The sequence below is a fragment of the Flavobacterium notoginsengisoli genome (assembly GCF_014207905.1).
Classification (GTDB): Bacteria; Bacteroidota; Bacteroidia; order Flavobacteriales; family Flavobacteriaceae; genus Flavobacterium; species Flavobacterium notoginsengisoli_A.
In genome coordinates this window covers 418,385-440,239 of sequence record NZ_JACHLB010000005.1, presented here as the reverse complement: position 1 = coordinate 440,239, position 21,855 = coordinate 418,385, and the positions used below count along the sequence as shown (strand labels likewise).

Below are 21,855 nucleotides of genomic sequence, written 5' to 3'. Positions count from 1 at the left end.
TGAATGTTTTTAAATTCGAATAAATGAGGTTGAAAAATCTTCTGCTTTGACTAAATCATAATATTTCATTACCCCCCTATTTTGCTCTATTACGCTTTGGGTTACGCTCAGGGTTTTCATCCTATTTTCTCTATTGATAATTAAACCATTTTGAGTGTCTTCGCTGCTTGTGTTTCGATGAAAATCCAGCATTTCCAATGGTGATATTTCATTTTTATCTTTCAAAAAATCAAAAAACCAGTCTGATCTTTTCTTTCTTACCGGATCTGTATATAAAGTAACTGATGACCAAATATAATTTCGGGATTCATCTAATATTGTGGTCTTTTTTTCAATGCCATCCCAAATCAATTCGTACAACTCTTTTTCCTGATACAAAACCAGCGTAAAAGGCTCAATATTATCCAGATCAATTTGTTTCCAAAAATCCTTTGGAGAATCATCCGAAATAATGTCCAAAACAATTAGTCCGCGGCTTTTTCGATAAGGCAGTATCACATTGTGTTTTGCGATTCCGCCATTTAGCAAAACCAGAACTGTTCCGTTTTCATCCATGACAAACCAGGTTCCTCCCGCTTTTGAATCTTTTGGGTACATCATATTTTTTCCCTTATGCTTATAATTCCTGGGCATAATAGCACTGGGACGAATTACTTTTTCATCCCTGTTTGAAGTGATCATTACAACTCCGTTATTATTTACAAAACTTACTGTACACATTGTTTTCTGTATGCTATGGTCGAGCGCGCTACACCAAAATTTTCATCAATGATAATATTTTCGAATTGCAAAACGGCCACTTTTATGAGGGCCTGATGATGCACACAATGCTCTAAATTATAGAGCAGTTCCCTATAATAATTACTTTGAATCCTCATGGTAAGACCATCAATAAACTGTTCGAGACAGATTATTTTGTTTTCGCTTTTCAATCCTGTTTTAATTTGAGTAATGCATTGTTTGGCAAATTCTGTTTCGGTTTGAATTTGCTTATTTCTCTGGCGGTCATCATAATTTAAAATCCCCGAATCATAACTTTGTTCCAGGCATTGAAACATCTCCAGAATATGTCTTGTATGTTCGCCAATTGTGGCATTACTTAAAGCCTGGCAAGATTTTGAATAATCCTGATCTGACAATTGATCTAATAGATAAATTAACTCATCTAAACTCTGGCGTATTGATTCTAGTAACATGATCTTTTAATTTAGAAGATTAGACAATTTGTTTTTGTTGAAATAAAGCAAACCCAGGCAGCATAATAAGGTAATAATAGCCAGACTAAAAAGCAATCCGCCGTCATCTTTTACCACGAGTCCCAAAACAAATACATGTGATAAAATAGCTCCGGTCATTACCCCAATTCCACCCAAAGCACCAATCCAGGTTGTTTTTGGAATCAGGATTAAAATTACAACTATCAATTCGGCTATTGCTGAACCAATTCTTCCGTAAGGTTCTACTCCTAGGGCAGTGAAAATATAGATGCTTTCTTCTGCTGCGCTGAACTTGAAATATAAGGTCTGCAATAAAATTACCGAGGCGGCAATTCTGAGAATCCATATTAAAATTTCCTTTTTCATGACCGTGTTATTTATAGATTTTTTTCCAGTTGTCATCTGCCTGTATTTTTAAATTTCCCTCGTCTTTATTCCAGCTTTTTAAGGTGTTGTTGAAAAAGGCATTGTAAAACAGAAAAAGTTTGCCATCAGTAATTTTAAACGTTTCGGGGTTTATTTCGACTTTTTCGCCAGCGCTCCCCATCGCATAAGCACACCAGCCACCGTATTGAGGTTCGTATTTTGATGGATTTTTCAGAAAAGCATTTTTATTTTCACCTGACGAAAAATTATAAATCACGCCCTGGTAAGAAGCTGAGATCCCTTTTTTCCCTTTAACTGCTTTTCCCTGACTAAAATATCCTACCGGATCATAACCCTGAATGGCAGTTTTGTTTTCTAAATTATACTGGCTAGCTCTTTTGGCATCATTTTGAGCAGAAGAAACTCCAAAAACCAAAATCAATACAAGTAATACTAACTTTTTCATTTTTTTTATTTTAAATTTTTTAATACTGAAACAAGTAATTCGGTAGTGATACGATGCTTAAAATCAGGAGAGACATATTCAAAAAGGATATCACTCTGGGGATTCACAACAAAAACGGACGGAACAGGTAAAAAACTAGTATTCATTCCATTAGAATTTACGTTAATTACACTTTTATAGTTTTCAGGAGCCTCAAAAGCAATTCCCATGGCTTTTATTAATTCTCCTTTTGAGTCAGAAAGCAAGGTGTATTTTACTTTATCTTTTTCTGCTGTCATTTTTAAATTTTCAGCAGAATCAGGACTTACCGCAATAATTTGATATCCCAAATCCAGAACTTGCTTTTCGGCTTCAGCCAATGCCTGCAGATGCATATTGCAATACGGGCACCAGCCTCCACGATAAAAAACTAGAACTGTCTTTTTCTTCTTTAGCAGGTCTGAAATTTGTACATCTGTATTATCCGATGATTTTAAAGTAAGGTTTGGAATCTTCTCTCCTATTAGCAAAGGAGTGATATCAGTGGCAGATTTAGCAATCATGTTCTGCGCGTTAGCAGCCCAAGTAAGGGTCGCTAAAAAAATAAAAAGTAATTTTTTCATAGTGTATGTTTTTACATCTTTTTAATAATGTAAAATTATCATACTATAAAAAAGCAAAATGTCGGCTAATTTACACTTAGCCCAAAATAATTATAATTTGGTAATATCTCGAATGATAATTTCTTTTCTGTTGTAGTTTAAAAGCTGATTGGTTTCCATCTCATTGAGCAATTGTGTAGCGGTTTGTCTGGAAGTACAGATAATCTGGGCAATATCATTTTGGGTTAGATAATTTTCAATAGCTACTGAATTTCCTTCTCTAACGCCTTCCTGTTCTGCCCAGTCTTTCAGGAATTGATACAATCTGGTTTTGGCATCCTTAGAAATTAGATTGGCATAATTGTTTTTAATACGTTTCATTTTCAGTCCTACAAACTTGGTGTATGAAAGTGCTAAAGTCGGATTACGAAGCAATAAATCTTCAAAATCAGACATTAAAAAGCTGCAGATGGCAACATCGTCTGAAAGGACTTTTGCATATTCTTCGTTTTTATTATCTGTTTCCAAAGTCAGTTCACCAAACAAATCTCCTTTCTGGATAATGTCCTTTATAGTTTCGTTGCCATTACTATCCAGGGCAACAATCTTGATATTCCCCTTTTTAAGTAAAAAAATCCGGGGCACATCTGAAGATGAAAAATAAATAATTTCCCCTTTTGAGGCTTTTTTAAAACCTGTGATTATGCAAAGTTGCTTGATTTGAGAAAAACTCAAAGTCCTAAACAATTTATGATCACGCAAATACCAATATTTTAATTCTTCGTACATAAGAGATACATTATTTGGTAAATGTAAACAATTTGAAAAATAATTCGCTTCCATGTTTAAATCGCATATTCAAGCCCTATAAGTATATAGTAGCCTGATGCATAATTTACGATTAATAAAGTTACATTAAAAGTATAGTATCTAAACTGCTTTTCTGATCTAAACATATCACAACTAAAGAAAAAGAAATTTCAGCCTTCCATTTCATCTTTTCAGGCTGCTTTGATTGTGAAGATAACAGCGAAATTATTTTGACCAAAGTAAGTTATCAAAATAATATCCCTTTAAAATACTCATCCATAATACCTTTTAGTTAGTCCGGTTTTATTTTAGTTTATTTCTTGGCTTATTTTAAAACCAAAAAGAATATTAAAGCGTAAATGACTTTATAACTTAAAAAAAGTAATTATGAAAACTGGAAAATTTTTAGCAGCAGCAATCCTGGCATTAGGATTTGGATTTACATCATTTGCACAAAAAACAGTAATGGTTGGTGGAGCGGCTATGTATCCTAATAAAAATATTATAGAAAATGCGGTAAACTCAAAGGATCATACCACATTGGTAGCAGCAGTAAAAGCAGCAGGATTAGTTGAAACCCTGCAAGGTAAAGGTCCATTTACTGTTTTTGCACCTACAAATGAAGCTTTTAGTAAATTACCGGCCGGAACTGTTGAAACATTATTGAAACCTGAGAATATTAAAACATTGCAAACTATATTGACCTATCATGTAGTATCCGGTAAAATGAATAGTTCTGATATTGCAAGAGCAATAAAAGCCGGTAAAGGAAAAGCCACTTTAAAAACAGTGAGCGGCGGAACTCTAACTGCCTGGATGGATGGAAAAGATTTGTACATCAGTGACGAGAGCGGCAATAAGGCCAAAGTTACAATCTCAGATGTAAATCAATCCAATGGTGTTATACATGTAGTGGATACAGTACTGCTTCCGAAAATGTAATTTTCCGAGAATAAAATACTATTATAGAAAAAGCCCTGAAATTTCAGGGCTTTTTCTATAATTACTATCCTGAACAATAGTAATAGCATATTATATATGAGATACTGCTTAAGATTTTATTGCCTGCTCAAAACTTTAAATATAGGGAGCTGATGTCTTTTTCGATACAGAACCATAACCTAAAGCACTATCTCATCGGGCTGTGTAGTTTTTTATTGCGGAACCAAAAAAATAATTCATTGCTGCTTTACTCCTTAAGCTCTTCATGTTTTCTGGAAGGCTTTTATTATTGTGCTAACTCAAAGCTTCTTTGTTGTATTTGTTTCGGTATTCCAATGGCGACATTCCTGATACTTTCCTAAATACTTCGCGGAATGCTTTAAGATCCGAGTAACCAACCTCAAACATTACTTCGTTAATGTTTTTTCGGCTAGTTTCGAAGGATTTCTTTGCCGCTTCAATTTTTACCCTTTGTGCGTATTCAACAGGTGTATTTCCAGTAGCTTTTATAAAACGCCTGTCAAAGTTTCTTCTTCCAATAGCAAATTTGGAAGCTAGAGCTTCAATGGATATTTTTTCTTTAAGATTATTTTCTATATAGTCCTGTGCCTTTTTCATTACATCATCACCATGTGCTTTTTGTCCTGAAAAAATGATAAAAGCCGACTGGCTTTGACGGTCTAATTCAATTTGAAATATTTTGGAACAAAAAATAGCCGCTTGTCTGTCAAAGTGTTTTTCTATCAGATAGATAATAAGGTTTAAAAAGGAATAGGCTCCCCCATTGGTATAGATTCCGCTCTGGTCAGTAATCAATCTGTCAGTCTGCAAATTCACTTTTGGAAACATCGTTTTAAATTGCTCTGCAAACGCCCAGTGCGTAGAGCAGGTCTTTCCTTCTAGTAAACCTGATGAGGCCAGTAAAAAAACACCTGTGCAGATACCTGCTACTTCTGAGCCGTTTTTATATTGGCTTACAATCCACTTTATCAATGGTTCATTTCCTGTTATGGCCTTTTGATAGTTGTGGTTCAAAGACGGAATAATAATAAGATCAGTTTTCTTTACCCCTAAAATATGAGTATGTGGTTTTACGCTAAACAAACCATCATGGAAGTCAACCTTTTCAGAAAGCCCTACAAGCTCAATTTTGTAAAGTTCCTTTTTGTTTTTTTCTTTCCAATACGCATTGGCTCTTGACAAAATTTTGTAAGCACCGACAATGCTGCTCAAATTGTTTTCACCGTCAGGCACCAAGATAGAAATATGTTTCATTGGGAATTTTTGACAAAGATAAACAAACATATTGTCCAAATCAACCTCTTAGGAAGTCTATTTTACACCCCTAAAAAGTAAATTTTAGACACCATCTTTGCCATGTAAAATCTTTAACAGCAAAAAGTATGAAATCAATTTCCAATTTCACCCAAACATTAACTATAAGTCAGACACCACAGAAAGTTTTTGAAGTTATTCTTAAGGTTCGCAAATGGTGGACAGGGTATCATGGCGAAACCTTTACAGGCATGACAGAAAAACTTAATGATGAATTCACTTTTCATGCCGGTAATGGTGCCCATTACAGCAAACAAAAAATAGTGGAGATCATACCTAACCAAAAACTGGTTTGGCAAATTACCGATAGCAAATTAAGTTTTTTAGAAAAAACAGACGAGTGGACAGGAACAAAAGTAATTTTTGAAATTTCAACACAAGCAGACAGGACGACACTCACATTTACACACGAAGGTCTGACTCCGGAAGTTGAATGTTACAATTCTTGTGCCCCGGCATGGACAGAGTATTTGCAGAATAAGCTATTACCATTACTAAGTACAGATAAAGTTATTTAAAAAGATCTCATATGAAAAGAATACTATTAGCCGTAATTGTCGCTCCTGTGATTGTAAGTTTCAGTAACACCACAAGCATTAAACCAGAGCATGAGAATTCAATAAGCAATACTAAAACAAAAAACAACATGAAAGAAAGTAAAGACTATACGTCAACTATTTTAGTGGAACAAAATCCAGTAACAGTGTTTAATGCCATAAAAAATTTCCGGGCATGGTGGTCGGAAGAAATTGAAGGCAATACTGACAAACTTAACGAAACATTTTTCTATCATTACCAAGATGTGCATTTGAGTAAAATAAAACTGATAGAAATTGTTCCAAATAAAAAACTGGTATATGAGGTTTTGGATAATGAGTTCAATTTTGTAAAGGACAAAAGAGAATGGATTGGCACTAAATTGATTTTTGATATTTCCAATGAAAATGGAAAGACAAAAATGCAGTTTACACACGAAGGACTCGTTCCTGAGTACGAATGTTATAGTGTTTGTCAGGATGCGTGGACGAGCTATATACAAGGTAGTTTGAAAAGTTTAATTACAACAGGCAAAGGCAAGCCAAACGCTAAAGTTGGCGGACTTAATGCTGAATTGGTTGAGAAATGGGGCTTGCCTAAAAAGTAGTTGTATATCTATTTAACATTAGAAGGTTACAAGTCGCCATTATGCTTTATCAATATCAAATCATGAAATCAATTAAGGGGAAATCTGCTATAATAACCCCAACAGGACATCCAAACCAATTCATAAGCCAATGAAAGACATACACTACATGTAGTATGGCAATCTCTTCAAATCCTCCATAAAATGTATAGAAATTTGTCCTGTTCCTGGTCACCACAGCCAAACGGCGCCAATTGAAGTCAATTGGCGCTTGTTTTTTATTTAAAAAATTATTAAATAGTGTACATATTGCTTTGTTTTAAATGCTTTTTGATGATCTACTAGAGTGATATAACTATTCCTGCTGGCTATTATCCATCTGTTTATTTCGATTATGATTCGATTTCAATACTTCTGATTCGATTTCCTGTATTGTTTTCTTTTTCCCTTTAGAAATCCATTCTAAAAGTTCTTCTTCAAAAAAATACAGCTTTTTACCATATTTATAGCATGGAATTTTTCTCTGCCTTACAAGAGCGTAAATTGTAGACTTTGCTTTTCCTATGAGCCGGCTTGCTTGTTCAATACCGACAGGAATACTTTTTTCTTTAGATTCAAATACCTGCACATTCTGAATCAGAAGTTTAATCTCGGCAATTTCTTTCACTAAGTGCGCTACTGCTCTGGGCAGGTTCTCAAAAGAGATTTCGTTTGTGTCCATAGCTATGGTTTTTAACAGTTATGGTGCAAATGAAAAAAGTGTTTCTGCTGTGTCCTTCTTCACAGCAAAAACACTTAAAAAAAACAGTGCTTTATACCTATTGGCATTTAAAAATCTGTAAAATCTTCCATAATCTTTATAAGCCCTTTCTGTTCATCATCTTTAAGATGCGTTTTAATGCTTTTCTCTTCAACATCTTTTAAAGCGTCAGCAAAAGTCAGCTTTAAAAATTGTGCGGCTCCGTCCTGCCTGCTGACTTTAAAACAATTCCAGATATTCCAGCCAAAATGATACAGATCCAGATTGGACAGATTTTTTACTTTTACCGGTTTAATCTTTTCAAAATTTATGCCTTCAGCATATATGATTATATTGCTGCCCAATTGTTTCAAATCATCATCCGACGCATACAGCGCGAACTCCTGCTGTGCATAACGGATGGCAGTATCAATTCTGGCCTGTTTTTGATTTTTGATTGTATTTTGCTGCCGCTCCCTTAACTGCTGAATATCGATAGCTGCATTTTTATTTTCAGGCATTTCGGGCTTAATTAAACCATCCTGCATCTCCTCTTCTATTTTTATAAAGTCTTCACCTGGAATGCGGCTTTCAGGCGATTCATTTTTTTTTGCCTTCAAAAAACGATTCACCAATCTCTCAGCCAAATCGTTTAGAAATAAACTTAGAATTGCAAACATTAAAACACCAAATCCAGTGCTGATCCAAAAGAAAACGCCGGCCGTATATTCATCCGCACCTTTTTCCAGCAGCACCAGTCTTCCGATTACACCGACAAAAACGCAGACTAAAAAAACAGACAGGTAAACTGTGATATATTCAAAGTACTTTATTTTCATTGCGCTTATTTTTTTAACGATTCCAATTGTATTACCTGGGAAGCTCTGTTTTTCTTCTCATCTATTACTTTGGCATAGATTTGAGTAGTTTTTACGTTCGTATGCCCAAGCATTTTGCTGACCGTATAAATGTCTGTACCGCTGGACAGCTGCAGTGTAGCAAATGTATGGCGGAAGCAGTGGAATGTAATATTTTTTTTAATGCCGGCAGATTCAACCCATTTTTTCAGAGGTCTTGAAATCCACGACGGGTCCGGCAGATCCTCAAAAACAAGCTGCCCGGGAAGCCTTGGCTCTCCGCAGAGATCTAAAGCCTGCGGGGAAATAGGCATGTATTCGACACCCTTAGTCTTTTTCTGCGTGAAATGCAGTTTAGCCATACCGTTTTCCAGACTAATCTCTTTCCAGCGGAGTTTCTGAATGTCCGAATGCCTCAGACCAGTAAGAGCTGAGAAAAGCGCAGCCCTTTTAAGGACGTCTTTTTCACATGGCGTTTCGGCCAGCCTGTTCAATTCTTCAATGGTAAGATATTCGCGTCTTGATTCCTGCTCCGGGATGCCTTTTATTTTTGAAGACAGATCAACAGTCAGATATCCGTCTATAAAAGCCTGTTTCAAAGCGGCTTTAAATATGGAAAAATACGTTCCGGCAGTGTTGCGGGAAATGGTTCCTTTTTTGCCTCCTCCGAGCGGCGCAGCCAGCAGAAACAGTTTAAAATCTTCCGCCATTCTGCTGTCAATCTGCGAAAACATCAGGCTGCCTTTGCAATAGCTTTTTAAAAACTCTCTGGTCCGCTGCCAATTGATCATAATGGATTTTGAACTTCGGGCGTGTCTTTTAGCCGCCACAGCGGCAATGTATTTAATAAAATCCTCTTTTCCTTTTTCTTTCTGCTGAGCCAATAGGTTCTCAGCATCACTGTACAGATCTGTATTATCGTATTCTTTCTGCCGGATATTACGCACTGCGTCAGCATAGAGCATTATCTCGCGGTCGCTCTCGCTTCTGCAGATTATTATTCCGTTATCGCTGCGTCTGGGTTTATAGGATTTTATACCCTCTGCATCTGTGCGGGCAGTTCTTTTCTTGTCCCACTCCACGGTTTTTACGGTTCTGTTTAAATATTCACGGATTCTCTGGGGCGTTTTCTTTCCAGAGACCTCAACAGGATAGCTTTCTATGTAGACATACCATTCTTTTTGGTTTTCTGCTTTTCGAAGACGCACGGTCACCTTGGTTTTTGCTAATTGTTTCATATAAAATCATTTCCGTTATACAAATTATCAATTTCCGTTTTGGGGGCATATACATGCTTTCCGATCTGCCTGGTAGGTATGGAATATTTCCTGATATGATTGTAGACAGAACCTTCTGATATCTGAAATCTCTGAGCTATTTCACCGATGCAATAGCAGTCCTCTTTTTCAAGGCTGTATAATTTTTTCTTCGGTGCACTTTCAGCCTGCACAAAGCTGCGCTCAGGGCCGAACATCCCTTCCATGACGCTGCGGTCTATCCTTACAAGGCGGGTTCCAAGATTAACTGACGGAATTTTTCCCTGGCCGACAAGCCTGTAGAGGGTTCTTTTGGCAATGCCAAAAAGCATGCCAGCTTCAGGTACAGAAATAAAAGCCCTGCTCTGGGGTATTTTATCTGCCAGCGCCTTGACCTGGTCTTCAATTTTAAGCCGCCTCATCTTGAGTTTGTATGCTTTTTTACTGCATCTATGTGAGCAGTAAAGAGAAGCCACGGTTTTAGGCAGGAAATCCTCCCCGCAGTTAAGACATTGTTTATTTATTCTTTTCATCATCTTTGTCTCCCATTAAGGTACCATAAGTAGACATAAGTGCCACTTTGTCTCCTTTTAAGTGCCGGTACAAATATGATACAAATATATGGCAAAAAATGATTAAAAAACAGCAGAAACGAAAAAGAATAAAAAAGAAAAACCGCTGTAAACATTTCGTTTACAGCGGTTTAACACTTGTTATTAACTGATATTAATCAGTACTTATTTGACTTCTTCGAATTCAACGTCTTCTACGTTGTCTCCTGATTGCTCTTGTTGTGGAGCAGCTTGTTGCCCTTCACCACCTTGAGCGTACATTGCTTCTGTAGCTGTTTTCCAAGCTGCATTTACATTGTCTAATCCTTTTTGGATTGCGTCAAGATCTTGAGATTGGTGAGCCATTCTCAATTCAGTTAAAGCATATTCGATAGCTGTTTTTTGATCGTCTGTCAATTTATCTCCTAACTCTTTCAATTGAGATTCAGTTTGGAAGATAGTACTGTCAGCTTCGTTTAATTTCTCAGCTCTTTCTTTTGCAATTCTGTCAGCATCAGCGTTAGCTTCAGCATCTTTTTTCATTTTTTCGATTTCTTCAGCTGTTAATCCAGAAGAAGCTTCGATACGGATATCGTGAGATTTTCCAGTTCCTTTATCAGTTGCAGAAACTTTGATGATACCATTAGCATCGATATCGAAAGTTACTTCGATTTGAGGAACTCCTCTTGGTGCTGGTGGAATACCGTCTAAGTGGAAACGACCGATAGTTTTGTTATCAGCAGCCATTGCTCTTTCTCCTTGTAATACGTGGATTTCAACAGATGGTTGAGAATCAGCAGCAGTAGAGAATACTTGAGATTTTTTAGTTGGGATAGTTGTGTTAGACTCGATTAATTTAGTCAATACACCACCCATAGTTTCGATACCTAAAGAAAGAGGTGTTACGTCAAGTAACAATACATCTTTTACATCTCCAGATAAAACTCCACCTTGAATAGCAGCTCCAATAGCAACAACCTCATCAGGGTTAACACCTTTAGAAGCTTTTTTACCGAAGAATTTTTCAACTTCGTCAGCAATTCTTGGCATACGAGTAGAACCTCCTACAAGGATTACTTCGTCGATATCAGATGTAGATAAACCTGCATCTTTTAATGCTTTAGCAACTGGCTCCATAGAACGTTTTACTAATGCATCTGATAATTGCTCAAATTTAGCTCTAGATAATTTCTTCACTAAGTGTTTTGGTCCAGAAGCAGTAGCAGTTACGTATGGTAAGTTGATTTCTGTTTCAGCAGAAGATGATAATTCAATCTTAGCTTTCTCAGCAGCTTCTTTTAAACGTTGTAATGACATTGGATCTAAACGTAAATCAATTCCTTCTTCAGATTTGAATTCGTCAGCTAACCAGTCAATAATAACTTGGTCAAAATCATCACCACCTAAGTGAGTATCACCATTTGTAGATAATACTTCAAATACACCGTCTCCTAATTCAAGAACAGAGATATCAAAAGTACCTCCACCTAAATCGTAAACAGCAATTTTTTGATCATTTCCTTTTTTATCTAATCCGTAAGCAAGTGCAGCAGCAGTTGGCTCGTTGATGATACGCATAACTTTAAGACCAGCGATTTCACCAGCTTCTTTAGTAGCTTGACGTTGCGCATCGTTAAAGTAAGCAGGAACTGTAATAACTGCCTCAGTTACTGTTTGACCTAAATAGTCTTCAGCAGTTTTTTTCATTTTTTGAAGTGTCATTGCAGACAATTCTTGAGCAGTGTATAAACGACCATCAATATCCACACGTGGAGTATTGTTGTCACCTTTTACAACACTGTAAGGAACTCTTTTTGCCTCATCTTGAGTTTCAGCAAAAGTGTGTCCCATAAAACGTTTAATAGAAGCAATCGTTTTTGTAGGATTCGTTACTGCTTGTCTTTTTGCAGGATCACCTACTTTAATCTCTCCACCTTCAACAAAAGCGATGATAGATGGTGTAGTTCTTTTTCCTTCTGCGTTAGGGATAACAACTGCTTCGTTACCTTCCATTACAGAAACACAAGAGTTCGTCGTACCTAAGTCAATTCCGATTATTTTACCCATTTTTTATATATTTAATTTTTGATTTTATTTTAATAACTCAGGTGGCATAAGTCAATCTTTGTGCCAATATAAAAAACCTAAATAAATTGTCAGTTTTCCTGTCTAGGCTTAAAACCCATCTGCCAACATGACATTTTTAATACCTGACATACATGGCATAACACTAATTTTCATGTCATTATTAAGATTTTTTTTTAGTAATTGCTTCTTCTATTTCATTACATTAATTTTTAAATTAAATATCGAATTACTTACATTAGCATTTTTCAATTAGTTAATACTTTGAAAAGTTATTTTAAATAACATAAAAAGGAATAAAATCTTTAATATTTCAAATCATAAAATTGCATTAATAATAAGCAAGATGAAAATAACTTTAAAAAAAGCATTTAAAATGCTTTTACCCCACGGAATCGTTGTTTTACTGAAAAACTATAATACTTATAAGGAAAAGCATCTAAACAGAAATCAAAAAGAATTCGATTTTGATGTCATTTTTAGCGTTGGTAATTTCTGTCGCCCAGCATATTATTTAAAAAAACATGAATTAAGATCATATGCAAATCCATTAGATTGGATGATGTTATACTCTTTAGAAACTGTAGTACATCTATATGAAACAAAATTTAATGATTTTTTCGTTAATTTTTCTATAGATGAGCAAAGAGATCATTGCTTTCTAGACACTAAAAACAACATTACTTCAATTCATTATCAAGACATTAGTCATAACAATAAAGCATTTAGTGACAAAATGAAAAAAAGATTTATGACACTGAATAAAAAATTAGAAAAAGCAAACAAAATTTGTTTTATCTCTCAACGAAATGAAAGTCAAAATATTTTTAGCGATTTTTTAGAAAAAATGGGAAATATCTATTCTGGAGAAATAACTCTAATAAACATAAAACATAATGAAGAAATAGATGGTATAATTTTACCAATAAAATGTAGCAAAAAAAAAATATCCGAAAGACTTGAATTAATTGAATACGAATTTAATGACATTCACCCTAATGGAGATAATGAGAGTAATCCTGATTCTTGGATTGGAAATTTTCATTTATGGAATAATGTTATTAGAAAAATAAGCTTAAAAATGAGTTTTGTATCTTACCTTTTAAAAAGTGATGAATATTAAAATTTGTCTAAAACCTGCATTAAAAATAAATCATTTATAAAAATTAATGGAAAACTACAGCATTATAATTTTCATACTCGCCATTGTCATAGGGTTATCTGCCTTTGCCGATAAAGCCAAACTTCCATACCCTATTCTGCTTGTAATAGTTGGCGTTGGAATTGGTTTTATTCCAACAATGAATGAAATAGAAATCAATCCTGAGATTATTTTTTTGCTATTTCTTCCGCCATTATTATATGATGCTTCATTTAATATTTCGCCCAAAGATTTCAAAACAAACATTAGTACTATCAGTACTTTAGCCATAACACTTGTTTTTCTTACCACATTTTGGATAGCTGTAGTCGCACATTATCTGATTCCTAATATAACTTGGCCTCTTGCTTTTGTGCTAGGAGCAATTCTTTCTGCAACCGATGCTGTTGCTGCTATAAGCATCACAAAAGGACTTGATATATCACATAAAACGATAACCATTCTTGAAGGCGAAAGTTTGATCAATGATGCTTCTGCATTGGTTGCTTATCGATTTGCGGTTGCTGCCGTAATGGGATCGGCTTTTGTAATCTGGCAGGCAACATTGCAATTTATTTTATTATTAGGAGGTGGATTTCTAGTCGGTTTTGTGATGTCAAAAATTCTGGCTGTCATCTTGAAAAAAGTGCATAAAAACTCAAACGTCACAATCAGCTTTATGCTTTTAATGCCTTTTGTAACCTATTTAATTGCAGAACATCTGCATGTTTCCGGAGTAATAGCGGTAGTGATTTCTGGTCTGGCGATCGCTCGTTTTAGTAAAAAGATTTTTCCTGAAAGCTTAAAAAACAGCTCACGAAACCTTTGGGACATTATTATCTTTTTATTAAACGGACTGATTTTTATTCTAATCGGACTTAATTTTAGATATGTATTACACGATATCGAAAATGATATGTTGCTTCCTTATATAGGTTATGCATTTATCATTACCATTGTCGCATTACTAATTAGATTTGTTAGAATATTTCTCCAAAGAATTAATCTGCAGAAAGGCTTTGAAAAAATTCGCAGAGGAAAAAGAAGAATCAGCGAAGATGCTCTTCTCGATTTCAAAAACAGTATCATTCTCGGCTGGTCGGGAATGCGTGGCATAGTATCTCTTGCTATTGCTATTGGTCTTCCAAGATTTCTCGAAAATGGAAGTCCTTTCCCTGAAAGAAATGCAATTATCTTTATTTCTGTAGCTGTCGTGCTTTTTACGCTTATTGGTCAAGGTCTTACTCTTCCGTGGATTGTTAAAAAACTAAATTCCATGGCAGAAGAAAAAGCCACTGACCAACAAAATTAATCTTAACTTTATCATTATGTACTACATGTTTAATTTATAACATTTCAGAAAATGACTTCAGAAATTCTTTCCACAACATCAGATTCAGAAATTGCTACAACTCGAGTTTTAAATTTCCCTCAAGAACTTGTTTTTAAAGCTTGGAGCAATCCAGAACATTTAAAAAATTGGTGGGGACCAAATGGTTTTACCAATACTTTTCATGAATTTGACTTTCGCGAAGGCGGAAAATGGGTCTTTACAATGCACGGCCCTGAAAAGGGAAATTATGAAAATGATGTCGAATTCATTAAAATAGAAAAACCAAATCTAATTGCCTGGAAACGTCATTCTAAACCTCTTTTTCAGATTCTAACAATCTTTCAAAGTGTTTCTGAAAATGAAACAAAAGTAATTTTTAAAATGCTTTTTGAAACAGAGGAAGAATGCCAAAAGTTAAAACCTTATGTGGTTGACAAGAATGAAGAGAATTTTGATAGACTGGAAGTCGAATTGTCTAAAATGAAACCTTAGCAAACTCACTTTTTATTCGTAATTTCGATTTCAAATTAAAATTACAACTACAAAATGGCTTCATTTACAAAAGAAATATCTTTTCGCTGGTCAGATCTTGACCCAAATTTTCACGTTCGTCATAGTGCTTATTACGATTTTGGTGCTCAGCATCGTATCGAAATTCTTGAAGAATTAGGCTTAACCTTAAGAGTAATGCAGACGCAAGGTTTTGGTCCTGTTTTGTTTAGAGAAGAATGTGTTTTTAGAAAAGAATTAAAACTTTCAGATAAAATCTTCATTCATACTAAAACCTCAAAAATGAAAGCCGATGCTTCTCGCTGGTCAATTATTCATGAGTTTAGAAGAGAAGACGACACTCTTTGCGCAACTATTACGGTTGATGGTGCTTGGATGGACACGAAACTTAGAAAATTAGCCTCTCCTACTCCAGAAATTGCAATTCAAGCTTTGAGCATTTTCCCTAAAAGTGATGATTTTATCGGATTATAAAATATAAAACAAATGAGACGTTCAATTTCTTTTTTTGCCATTCTAGCTCTTTTTGCAAACTGCAATAATAAATCTTCAGACGAGACAAAATCTCCTAAAAAAGCAGACGTTGCAGAAGAATCCAAATCTCCAAAAGAAACTGTTCAAGCTTATTTGTCTGCTACAAACCATTTTGATTTTGAGACTGCGAAAAAATTTCTGATTTCGAATAAAGAAAATCAAATGATTTTGGAAACTCTCAAAAAAATGGAAAAAAGTATTCCAGACAAAGAAAAAACAAGATTTATAGATAAAGAAAAAAAAGCTTCTTATTTTGAAAAAGAAATAACTGATTCTACTGCTCAAATTATTGTAACTCCAGATATGGATGCTGTAATGCCTATCGAATTCAATTTGAAAAAAGTAAACAATAATTGGTTAATTGAATCTGTTATTTCTCATTAATTTAAAGAACAAGCTATGATAGATTATTTAAAAGACTTTAGAATCGGATTTTTTATTGCCATCATAGCAATTACGACAATTGTTTTGGGCGCAATTACAGACCGAGCACTTCGTTATTTTTTGTACAGAAAACAAATTGATAAAGATTATGATGCGACTGGTTTTAAATTCTTAAAACATTTAATCATCACTATAATTTATATTCTCGGATTTGCCTTTGCTTTAATCCAAATTCCTGAATTTAAAATTATCGGACATTCTTTTCTTGCTGGTGCCGGCGTAATTTCTCTTGTTGCCGGTTTAGCTTCTCAGCAAGCGCTTAGCAATATTGTTAGCGGAATATTTCTAGTAATTTTTAAACCTTTCAAAATCAATGACAAAATTACGATCAATAATTTTGTCGGAACTGTTGAAGATATTAATTTAAGACAGGTTGTTTTGAAAGATGCAGAAAACAATCGTATCATAATTCCCAATTCAGTAATTAGTGCACAGATTATTGTTAATACTAATATGCACGACACCAAATGCTGTAAAATAATCGAAATTGGAGTTGGTTACGACTCTGATATTGAAAAAGCATTAGAAATAATAAAAGACGAAATCGCTAAACATCCTCTTTTTATTGATACACGAAGCCCAGAAGCAAAAAAAGAAAAAACTCCCCTTGTAGTCGCACGTGTAGTAGCTTTGGCCGATTCAAGTGTCACTCTAAAAGCTTGGGCTTGGACAAAAAATTCTACGGATGGTTTTGTAATGTATTGTGATTTATTGCAAAGTATCAAAAAAAGATTTGACGAAAATAATATTGATATTCCATATCCGCAGCGTGTTGTCACATTAAAACAATAATTTTTTCTGATAACTTTAAGATTTTAAGCTTTGTTTTACAAATGTTAGGGTTTAACTTTATAAGTTATTAAAACAAATGCCTCTTAAAATGAAAATACTTAAACTATTAGCACTTTTAATTCCTTTTATAACTTTTGCTCAAGAAGGAAATATTAAGCCTCTAGATATTAATTTAACAAATTACGAATATCCTTTTCCTGTCCATTTTTTAGAGTTAAGCAATCAGCGACAAGCACTTAAAATGGCTTATATGGACATAAAACCAAGCAATTATAATAATAAAAATATTGTACTGCTTCACGGAAAAAATTTCAATGGCGCTTATTGGGAAACTACCATAAAAGCTTTAACAAAAGAAGGATTTCGCGTAATTGTTCCCGATCAGATTGGTTTTGGAAAATCGACAAAACCAGATAATTTTCAATATACTTTTCAGCAATTAGCACAAAATACAAAACAACTTTTAGATCATTTAGGAATTACAAAAACGACTATTTTAGGTCATTCTATGGGCGGAATGCTCGCAACTCGTTTTGCTTTGATGTATCCCGAAACTGCCGAAAAATTAGTTTTAGAAAATCCGATTGGTTTAGAAGACTGGAAATTAGTTGTTCCTTACAAACCTGCTGATTGGTGGTACGAATCGGAATTGAAACAAAATTACGAGGGCATCAAAAAATACCAAATGGCGAATTATTATGACGGAAAATGGAATGCCGATTATCAAAAATGGGCAGAACTCGGCGCTGGCTGGACAACTGCTTCCGATTATGATCGTGTGGCCTGGAACTCTGCTCTTTTGTATGATATGATTTTTACTCAGCCTGTTTTATACGAATTTAAAAACATCAAAAGTCCAACACTTTTAATCATTGGAACGAGAGACAAAACTGCTTTAGGAAAACCGTTAGTTTCAGCAGAAATTCAGAAAACAATGGGAAATTATGCGGAGCTGGGTAAAAAAACACAAAAGGCAATTCCGAATTCAAAACTAGTAGAAATTCCAAATACAGGACATTTACCACATATTGAATCTTTTGATCCGTTTATAAAATCATTAATCGTATTTTTGAAATAATATTTTTTTTTCGCCACGAATTCACGAATTATATTTAATTGTTTTCAATAATTTTAAAAATTAAATTCGTGAATTCGTGGCCAAAAAAAACCTAACCTAAAAACTATATAAATATGTTTACAATAGACCAAATAAAAGAAGCACACGCTAAAGTAAAAACTGGTGCAGATTTTCCAAATTATATTCAGGATTTAATCATTTTGGGTGTTAAAGGATATGACACTTACGTGAATGACGGACGCGTTGTTTATTATGGCTTAAATAATTATACTGCTGAAGCCGAAGAAAAATATCCTGAAATTAAAGTAGCTGATTTTCCGAACAAAGAATTGTTTATAGAAAATCTGGTAAAACATCAGCACGGCGAAACAGATTATATGACTTTTTGTAATCACTGTGCACAATGCGGTATCGCAAAGTGGCGTGTCGATATTGTCGAAATGACTTGCACTTATTTTGACAAATCTGAAAATGAAATTTTAATCGAAAAAATACCAAGCTAATTCTTAGATTCGTTTTCATGACTATTTCTAACCAAAACCTACAAACCGTTTTTAAAAGAATTATTTTCATTTTTATATTAGCCTTTTCTTTCTTTGGGTTTTCTCAAAATAAAAAAGAAAAACCAAAATTTAAAGTCATTGCTTTTTATACTGCCAAAAACGATCAGGCACATATCAGCTTTGTTCACGAGGCCAATAAATGGTTTCCAAAACTAGCCGAAGAAAATCATTTTCAATACGATTCAACCAGCAATTGGGATAATCTAAATGCAAAGTTTTTAGCTCAATATAAAGTTGTTTTATTTCTTGACACACGTCCAGAAAAGAAAGAACAGCGCGATGCATTCCAGAAATATATGGAAAACGGCGGTGGTTTTATCGGATTTCATTTTTCTGCTTTTGCTTTGAATAATTCAAGTTATAATCAGGATTGGGACTGGTATCACAATACTTTTTTAGGGTCTGGAGAATATGGCAGTAATACATGGAGACCGACTTCGGCGGTTTTGCGAGTAGAAAATCAGCATCCTGTTACTAAAAATCTTCCTAAGACATTTAGTTCGACACCAAATGAATGGTATCGCTGGTCTAATGATTTAACTAAAAATCCTGATATCGAGATTTTATTAGCTATAGACGAATCCAGTTTTCCTTTAGGAACTGGTCCAAAAGCTCATGAAATATGGCATAGTGGTTATTATCCAGTAGTTTGGACAAACAAAAAATATAAAATGCTGTACGTAAATATGGGCCATAATGATATTGATTATGAAGGCGGAACCAACAAAACATTATCGTACACGTTTGAAAACAAAACACAAAGCCAAATGATTCTGAACGCATTGCTTTGGCTTGGTAATTCAAAAAAACAATAAAAATGTCTACTCTTCTTTCTCCCATAATTTCTGCTGAAGAATTAAACAAGTTAAATCTTTTTGAAATCATTTTAATTGATGCCAGAGCAGGTTCGAATGCTTTTGAAGTTTATCAAAAGGAACATTTAAAAGGCGCTCGATTTGTAGATTTAAATCAGGATTTGGCTTCGATACCAGAAAATCCTGCAAATGGTGGCAGACATCCGTTACCGACTAATGAGCAATTTGCTGAAACACTTTCGAAGTTAGGAATTTCACCATCAGATCATATTATTGTTTATGATGATAAAAATGGTTCTAATTTTTCTGCAAGATTCTGGTGGATGATGCGTGCTGTTGGACACGAAAAAATTCAGGTTTTAAACGGCGGTTATCAAGCGGCATTGCAAAATGATTTTCCAACAAGTTCAGAAACTGAAACATTTCAAAAAACAACTTATCCAATTCAAAAATGGAAATTGCCATTAGCCGATATTGAGGACGTTGAAAAAGCTCGTAAAAGCAATCAAAATCTTGTAATTGATGTTCGAGATAAAAACAGATTTGATGGACTCACAGAACCTCTGGATTTAATTGCTGGACATATTCCAGGCGCAATAAATATTCCGCTAACTGAAAATTTGGATGAAAACGGATTTTTTAAATCTGCTGAAGAATTAGGTCAAAAATACAAATCCATAGTTGGAGATAAAAAAGATGAAAACATAATCGTACATTGTGGATCGGGAGTTACAGCTTGTCACACCTTATTAGCAATGGATTACGCCGGAATTGCAATTCCGAAATTATATGTAGGCTCATGGAGCGAATGGTCCAGAAATGACCGCGAAATGGCAACTCAACAAAAAGAATAATTTTTTGCCACTGATTTCACAGATTAAAAGGATTAAAAAAAATACGTTGCCACGAATTTCACGAATTCGTGGCAAATAAAAATAAAAATTACAATGCAACACTGGGATATACTTTTATCAAATCAGGTAAATAAGAAAAAACTAATAGACAATATATTAAATGGCGAAGCAACTGGAGAACTAGCCATTTTTAACACACAAAAAGGAATACTGTTTTCTGATATTGCTATCGAAAAATTCATCGAAAAGGAGTTTCAATATGACAGCATAGAGGCTTCCACAGAATCACACAGACAACTCCGTACTTTTTCATCTGGAGAACGTAAAAAAGAGTTTTTAAAATACTGTATCAACCAAAAACCCGATTTCATCATTTTCGACAATCCGTTCGATCATTTAGATCAGGCGTCAAGAGTAGTTTTAGCCGATTCTTTAAAAGATCTCACCAACGACATTGCGATTATTCAGCTTTTAAACCGTACGGTTGATGTATTAGAATTTGTTCCCAACAAAGCGCAGATCAAAGACAATACATTCGAATTGCATCCATTTGTAAAAAGCGAAAAACATTTCAAGACGTTAAATACAACCGCAATTCCAAAAGCAACAGAAATTCATACGTTTCCAAACGATGAACTAATCAGACTGGAAAATGTTTCGGTAAGTTATGACGAAAGAAAGATTCTCGACAACATTTCGTGGACCATAAAACAAGGCGAATTCTGGCAGTTAATCGGTCCAAATGGCTCTGGAAAAAGTACTATTTTATCTTTGATTACAGGAGATAATCCGAAAGGTTTTGGACAGGATTTATTCTTATTCGGAAGAAAAAAAGGAACTGGAGAAAGTGTTTGGGACATCAAAAAACAAATCGGAATTTATACAACTGCTATGATGGATCTGTTTCAAAAAGGCCATACTTTGGAACAAATGATTCTTTCAGGTTTCTTTGACCAAATCGGACTTTATACAGAACCTACAACACATCAAAAAAACATTGTAACACAATGGCTGGAAGTAATCGAAATGACACATTTGCGTAAAAAGCGTTTCATCGATCTTTCTATCGGTCAGCAAAGAGTTGGACTAATCGTTCGTGCTGTTTTAAAACATCCGCCATTATTAATTCTAGACGAGCCTGTGGAAGGTTTAGACGACGAAAATGTAGATTTGGTAATTCAGCTCATCAACACCATTAAACAAGAAACAAATGTATCGATACTGTACGTTTCACATAGAATCGAACAAGGCCTCGCTCCTACTTCTGTATTCGAACTTTTGCCATCAGAAACTGGTTCAACTGGAAAAATAAAGAATTAATTTTAAACCATTAAGGTTTAAGTCTTTAATCAAAATATTACAGTACAAAGTATATCTGTAGAGACGTACTGCGGTGCGTTTCTACAGAAAATTGGAACGAAAAATTATGGTAAGAATAAAAAAAAAGCTCCTTGATGGAGCTT

26 protein-coding genes are annotated in these 21,855 nt (G+C 34.6%); 14 read left to right on the top strand and 12 right to left on the bottom strand.

All coding sequences use genetic code 11. From position 1 onward, the window contains the following. Positions 1-9 precede the first annotated feature (9 nt). From HNP35_RS17120 to HNP35_RS17095, 6 genes are all read right to left on the bottom strand, one after another. Complete coding sequence (locus HNP35_RS17120; protein ID WP_184164876.1) at positions 10-720, bottom strand: NRDE family protein; 711 nt, start codon at positions 718-720, stop codon at positions 10-12. After that, positions 708-1,196 carry a DinB family protein gene (locus tag HNP35_RS17115; protein ID WP_184164873.1) on the bottom strand — a complete coding sequence of 163 codons (489 nt, stop codon included), beginning with the start codon at positions 1,194-1,196 and terminating at the stop codon, positions 708-710. The genes HNP35_RS17120 and HNP35_RS17115 overlap by 13 nt, the downstream gene beginning before the upstream one ends. 6 nt (positions 1,197-1,202) lie before the next feature. Next, positions 1,203-1,583 carry a DoxX family protein gene (locus tag HNP35_RS17110; RefSeq protein ID WP_184164870.1) on the bottom strand — a complete coding sequence of 127 codons (381 nt, stop codon included), beginning with the start codon at positions 1,581-1,583 and terminating at the stop codon, positions 1,203-1,205. A gap of 7 nt (positions 1,584-1,590) precedes the next feature. Then, the gene (locus HNP35_RS17105; protein WP_184164867.1) at positions 1,591-2,049 is read right to left on the bottom strand and encodes a YHS domain-containing (seleno)protein; all 459 of its coding nucleotides are present in this window, start codon (positions 2,047-2,049) and stop codon (positions 1,591-1,593) included. Between the two features lie 5 nt (positions 2,050-2,054). Beyond that, on the bottom strand, positions 2,055-2,651 hold the full coding sequence (locus tag HNP35_RS17100; protein ID WP_184164864.1) for a peroxiredoxin-like family protein: 597 nt from the start codon (positions 2,649-2,651) through the stop codon (positions 2,055-2,057). Between the two features lie 90 nt (positions 2,652-2,741). Further along, on the bottom strand, positions 2,742-3,419 hold the full coding sequence (locus tag HNP35_RS17095) for a Crp/Fnr family transcriptional regulator (RefSeq protein WP_184164861.1): 678 nt from the start codon (positions 3,417-3,419) through the stop codon (positions 2,742-2,744). Positions 3,420-3,827: 408 nt separating this feature from the next. Between HNP35_RS17095 and HNP35_RS17090 the strand changes: the two genes are divergently transcribed. Continuing rightward, the gene (locus HNP35_RS17090) at positions 3,828-4,382 is read left to right on the top strand and encodes a fasciclin domain-containing protein (protein ID WP_184164857.1); all 555 of its coding nucleotides are present in this window, start codon (positions 3,828-3,830) and stop codon (positions 4,380-4,382) included. 294 nt (positions 4,383-4,676) lie between these two features. Here HNP35_RS17090 and HNP35_RS17085 read toward each other — a convergent pair whose 3' ends face one another. Beyond that, on the bottom strand, positions 4,677-5,657 hold the full coding sequence (locus HNP35_RS17085) for a GlxA family transcriptional regulator (RefSeq protein ID WP_184164855.1): 981 nt from the start codon (positions 5,655-5,657) through the stop codon (positions 4,677-4,679). A gap of 128 nt (positions 5,658-5,785) precedes the next feature. On the opposite strand from HNP35_RS17085, the gene HNP35_RS17080 reads away from it, so the two are divergent. Both HNP35_RS17080 and HNP35_RS17075 read left to right on the top strand, forming a co-directional pair. After that, on the top strand, positions 5,786-6,235 hold the full coding sequence (locus HNP35_RS17080) for an SRPBCC family protein (protein ID WP_184164852.1): 450 nt from the start codon (positions 5,786-5,788) through the stop codon (positions 6,233-6,235). A gap of 11 nt (positions 6,236-6,246) precedes the next feature. Further along, positions 6,247-6,861 carry an SRPBCC family protein gene (locus HNP35_RS17075; RefSeq protein ID WP_317618020.1) on the top strand — a complete coding sequence of 205 codons (615 nt, stop codon included), beginning with the start codon at positions 6,247-6,249 and terminating at the stop codon, positions 6,859-6,861. A 334-nt stretch (positions 6,862-7,195) separates the two neighbouring features. Here the strand turns inward: HNP35_RS17075 and HNP35_RS17070 are convergent, their stop codons facing one another. The 5 genes from HNP35_RS17070 to dnaK all read right to left on the bottom strand — a co-directional run bounded on the left by HNP35_RS17070 (position 7,196) and on the right by dnaK (position 12,310). Further along, positions 7,196-7,561 (bottom strand): helix-turn-helix domain-containing protein, encoded by a 366-nt coding sequence (locus HNP35_RS17070; RefSeq protein WP_184164850.1) that lies wholly within the window; start codon positions 7,559-7,561, stop codon positions 7,196-7,198. Between the two features lie 107 nt (positions 7,562-7,668). Then, positions 7,669-8,418 (bottom strand): hypothetical protein, encoded by a 750-nt coding sequence (locus HNP35_RS17065; RefSeq protein ID WP_184164847.1) that lies wholly within the window; start codon positions 8,416-8,418, stop codon positions 7,669-7,671. A gap of 5 nt (positions 8,419-8,423) precedes the next feature. Then, positions 8,424-9,674 carry a site-specific integrase gene (locus tag HNP35_RS17060; protein WP_184164844.1) on the bottom strand — a complete coding sequence of 417 codons (1,251 nt, stop codon included), beginning with the start codon at positions 9,672-9,674 and terminating at the stop codon, positions 8,424-8,426. Then, the gene (locus HNP35_RS17055) at positions 9,671-10,228 is read right to left on the bottom strand and encodes a helix-turn-helix domain-containing protein (protein ID WP_243416240.1); all 558 of its coding nucleotides are present in this window, start codon (positions 10,226-10,228) and stop codon (positions 9,671-9,673) included. Before HNP35_RS17055 ends, HNP35_RS17060 begins: the two co-directional genes overlap by 4 nt. A 201-nt stretch (positions 10,229-10,429) precedes the next feature. After that, positions 10,430-12,310: a molecular chaperone DnaK gene (dnaK, locus tag HNP35_RS17050; RefSeq protein ID WP_184164841.1), complete on the bottom strand. Its 1,881-nt coding sequence runs from the start codon at positions 12,308-12,310 to the stop codon at positions 10,430-10,432. Between the two features lie 364 nt (positions 12,311-12,674). Between dnaK and HNP35_RS17045 the strand changes: the two genes are divergently transcribed. The 11 genes from HNP35_RS17045 to HNP35_RS16995 all read left to right on the top strand — a co-directional run bounded on the left by HNP35_RS17045 (position 12,675) and on the right by HNP35_RS16995 (position 21,712). Then, on the top strand, positions 12,675-13,451 hold the full coding sequence (locus HNP35_RS17045; RefSeq protein WP_184164838.1) for a DUF1796 family putative cysteine peptidase: 777 nt from the start codon (positions 12,675-12,677) through the stop codon (positions 13,449-13,451). 46 nt (positions 13,452-13,497) lie between these two features. After that, positions 13,498-14,781 carry a Na+/H+ antiporter gene (locus tag HNP35_RS17040; RefSeq protein ID WP_184164835.1) on the top strand — a complete coding sequence of 428 codons (1,284 nt, stop codon included), beginning with the start codon at positions 13,498-13,500 and terminating at the stop codon, positions 14,779-14,781. Positions 14,782-14,832: 51 nt separating this feature from the next. Continuing rightward, the gene (locus HNP35_RS17035; RefSeq protein WP_184164832.1) at positions 14,833-15,294 is read left to right on the top strand and encodes an SRPBCC family protein; all 462 of its coding nucleotides are present in this window, start codon (positions 14,833-14,835) and stop codon (positions 15,292-15,294) included. Between the two features lie 54 nt (positions 15,295-15,348). Next, positions 15,349-15,786: an acyl-CoA thioesterase gene (locus tag HNP35_RS17030; protein ID WP_184164829.1), complete on the top strand. Its 438-nt coding sequence runs from the start codon at positions 15,349-15,351 to the stop codon at positions 15,784-15,786. A gap of 12 nt (positions 15,787-15,798) precedes the next feature. Next, positions 15,799-16,230 carry a hypothetical protein gene (locus tag HNP35_RS17025; RefSeq protein WP_184164826.1) on the top strand — a complete coding sequence of 144 codons (432 nt, stop codon included), beginning with the start codon at positions 15,799-15,801 and terminating at the stop codon, positions 16,228-16,230. Between the two features lie 15 nt (positions 16,231-16,245). Continuing rightward, on the top strand, positions 16,246-17,082 hold the full coding sequence (locus tag HNP35_RS17020) for a mechanosensitive ion channel family protein (protein ID WP_184164823.1): 837 nt from the start codon (positions 16,246-16,248) through the stop codon (positions 17,080-17,082). An 88-nt stretch (positions 17,083-17,170) separates the two neighbouring features. Then, on the top strand, positions 17,171-18,160 hold the full coding sequence (locus tag HNP35_RS17015) for an alpha/beta fold hydrolase (RefSeq protein ID WP_184164820.1): 990 nt from the start codon (positions 17,171-17,173) through the stop codon (positions 18,158-18,160). Positions 18,161-18,273: 113 nt separating this feature from the next. Beyond that, complete coding sequence (locus HNP35_RS17010; protein ID WP_184164818.1) at positions 18,274-18,663, top strand: DUF1398 domain-containing protein; 390 nt, start codon at positions 18,274-18,276, stop codon at positions 18,661-18,663. 17 nt (positions 18,664-18,680) lie between these two features. Then, positions 18,681-19,538, top strand: a complete 858-nt coding sequence (locus tag HNP35_RS17005; RefSeq protein ID WP_184164815.1) for a ThuA domain-containing protein — start codon at positions 18,681-18,683, stop codon at positions 19,536-19,538. Positions 19,539-19,540: 2 nt separating this feature from the next. Further along, positions 19,541-20,392: a sulfurtransferase gene (locus HNP35_RS17000; RefSeq protein ID WP_184164812.1), complete on the top strand. Its 852-nt coding sequence runs from the start codon at positions 19,541-19,543 to the stop codon at positions 20,390-20,392. Positions 20,393-20,485: 93 nt separating this feature from the next. Further along, the gene (locus HNP35_RS16995) at positions 20,486-21,712 is read left to right on the top strand and encodes an ATP-binding cassette domain-containing protein (RefSeq protein ID WP_184164810.1); all 1,227 of its coding nucleotides are present in this window, start codon (positions 20,486-20,488) and stop codon (positions 21,710-21,712) included. Positions 21,713-21,855 lie beyond the last annotated feature (143 nt).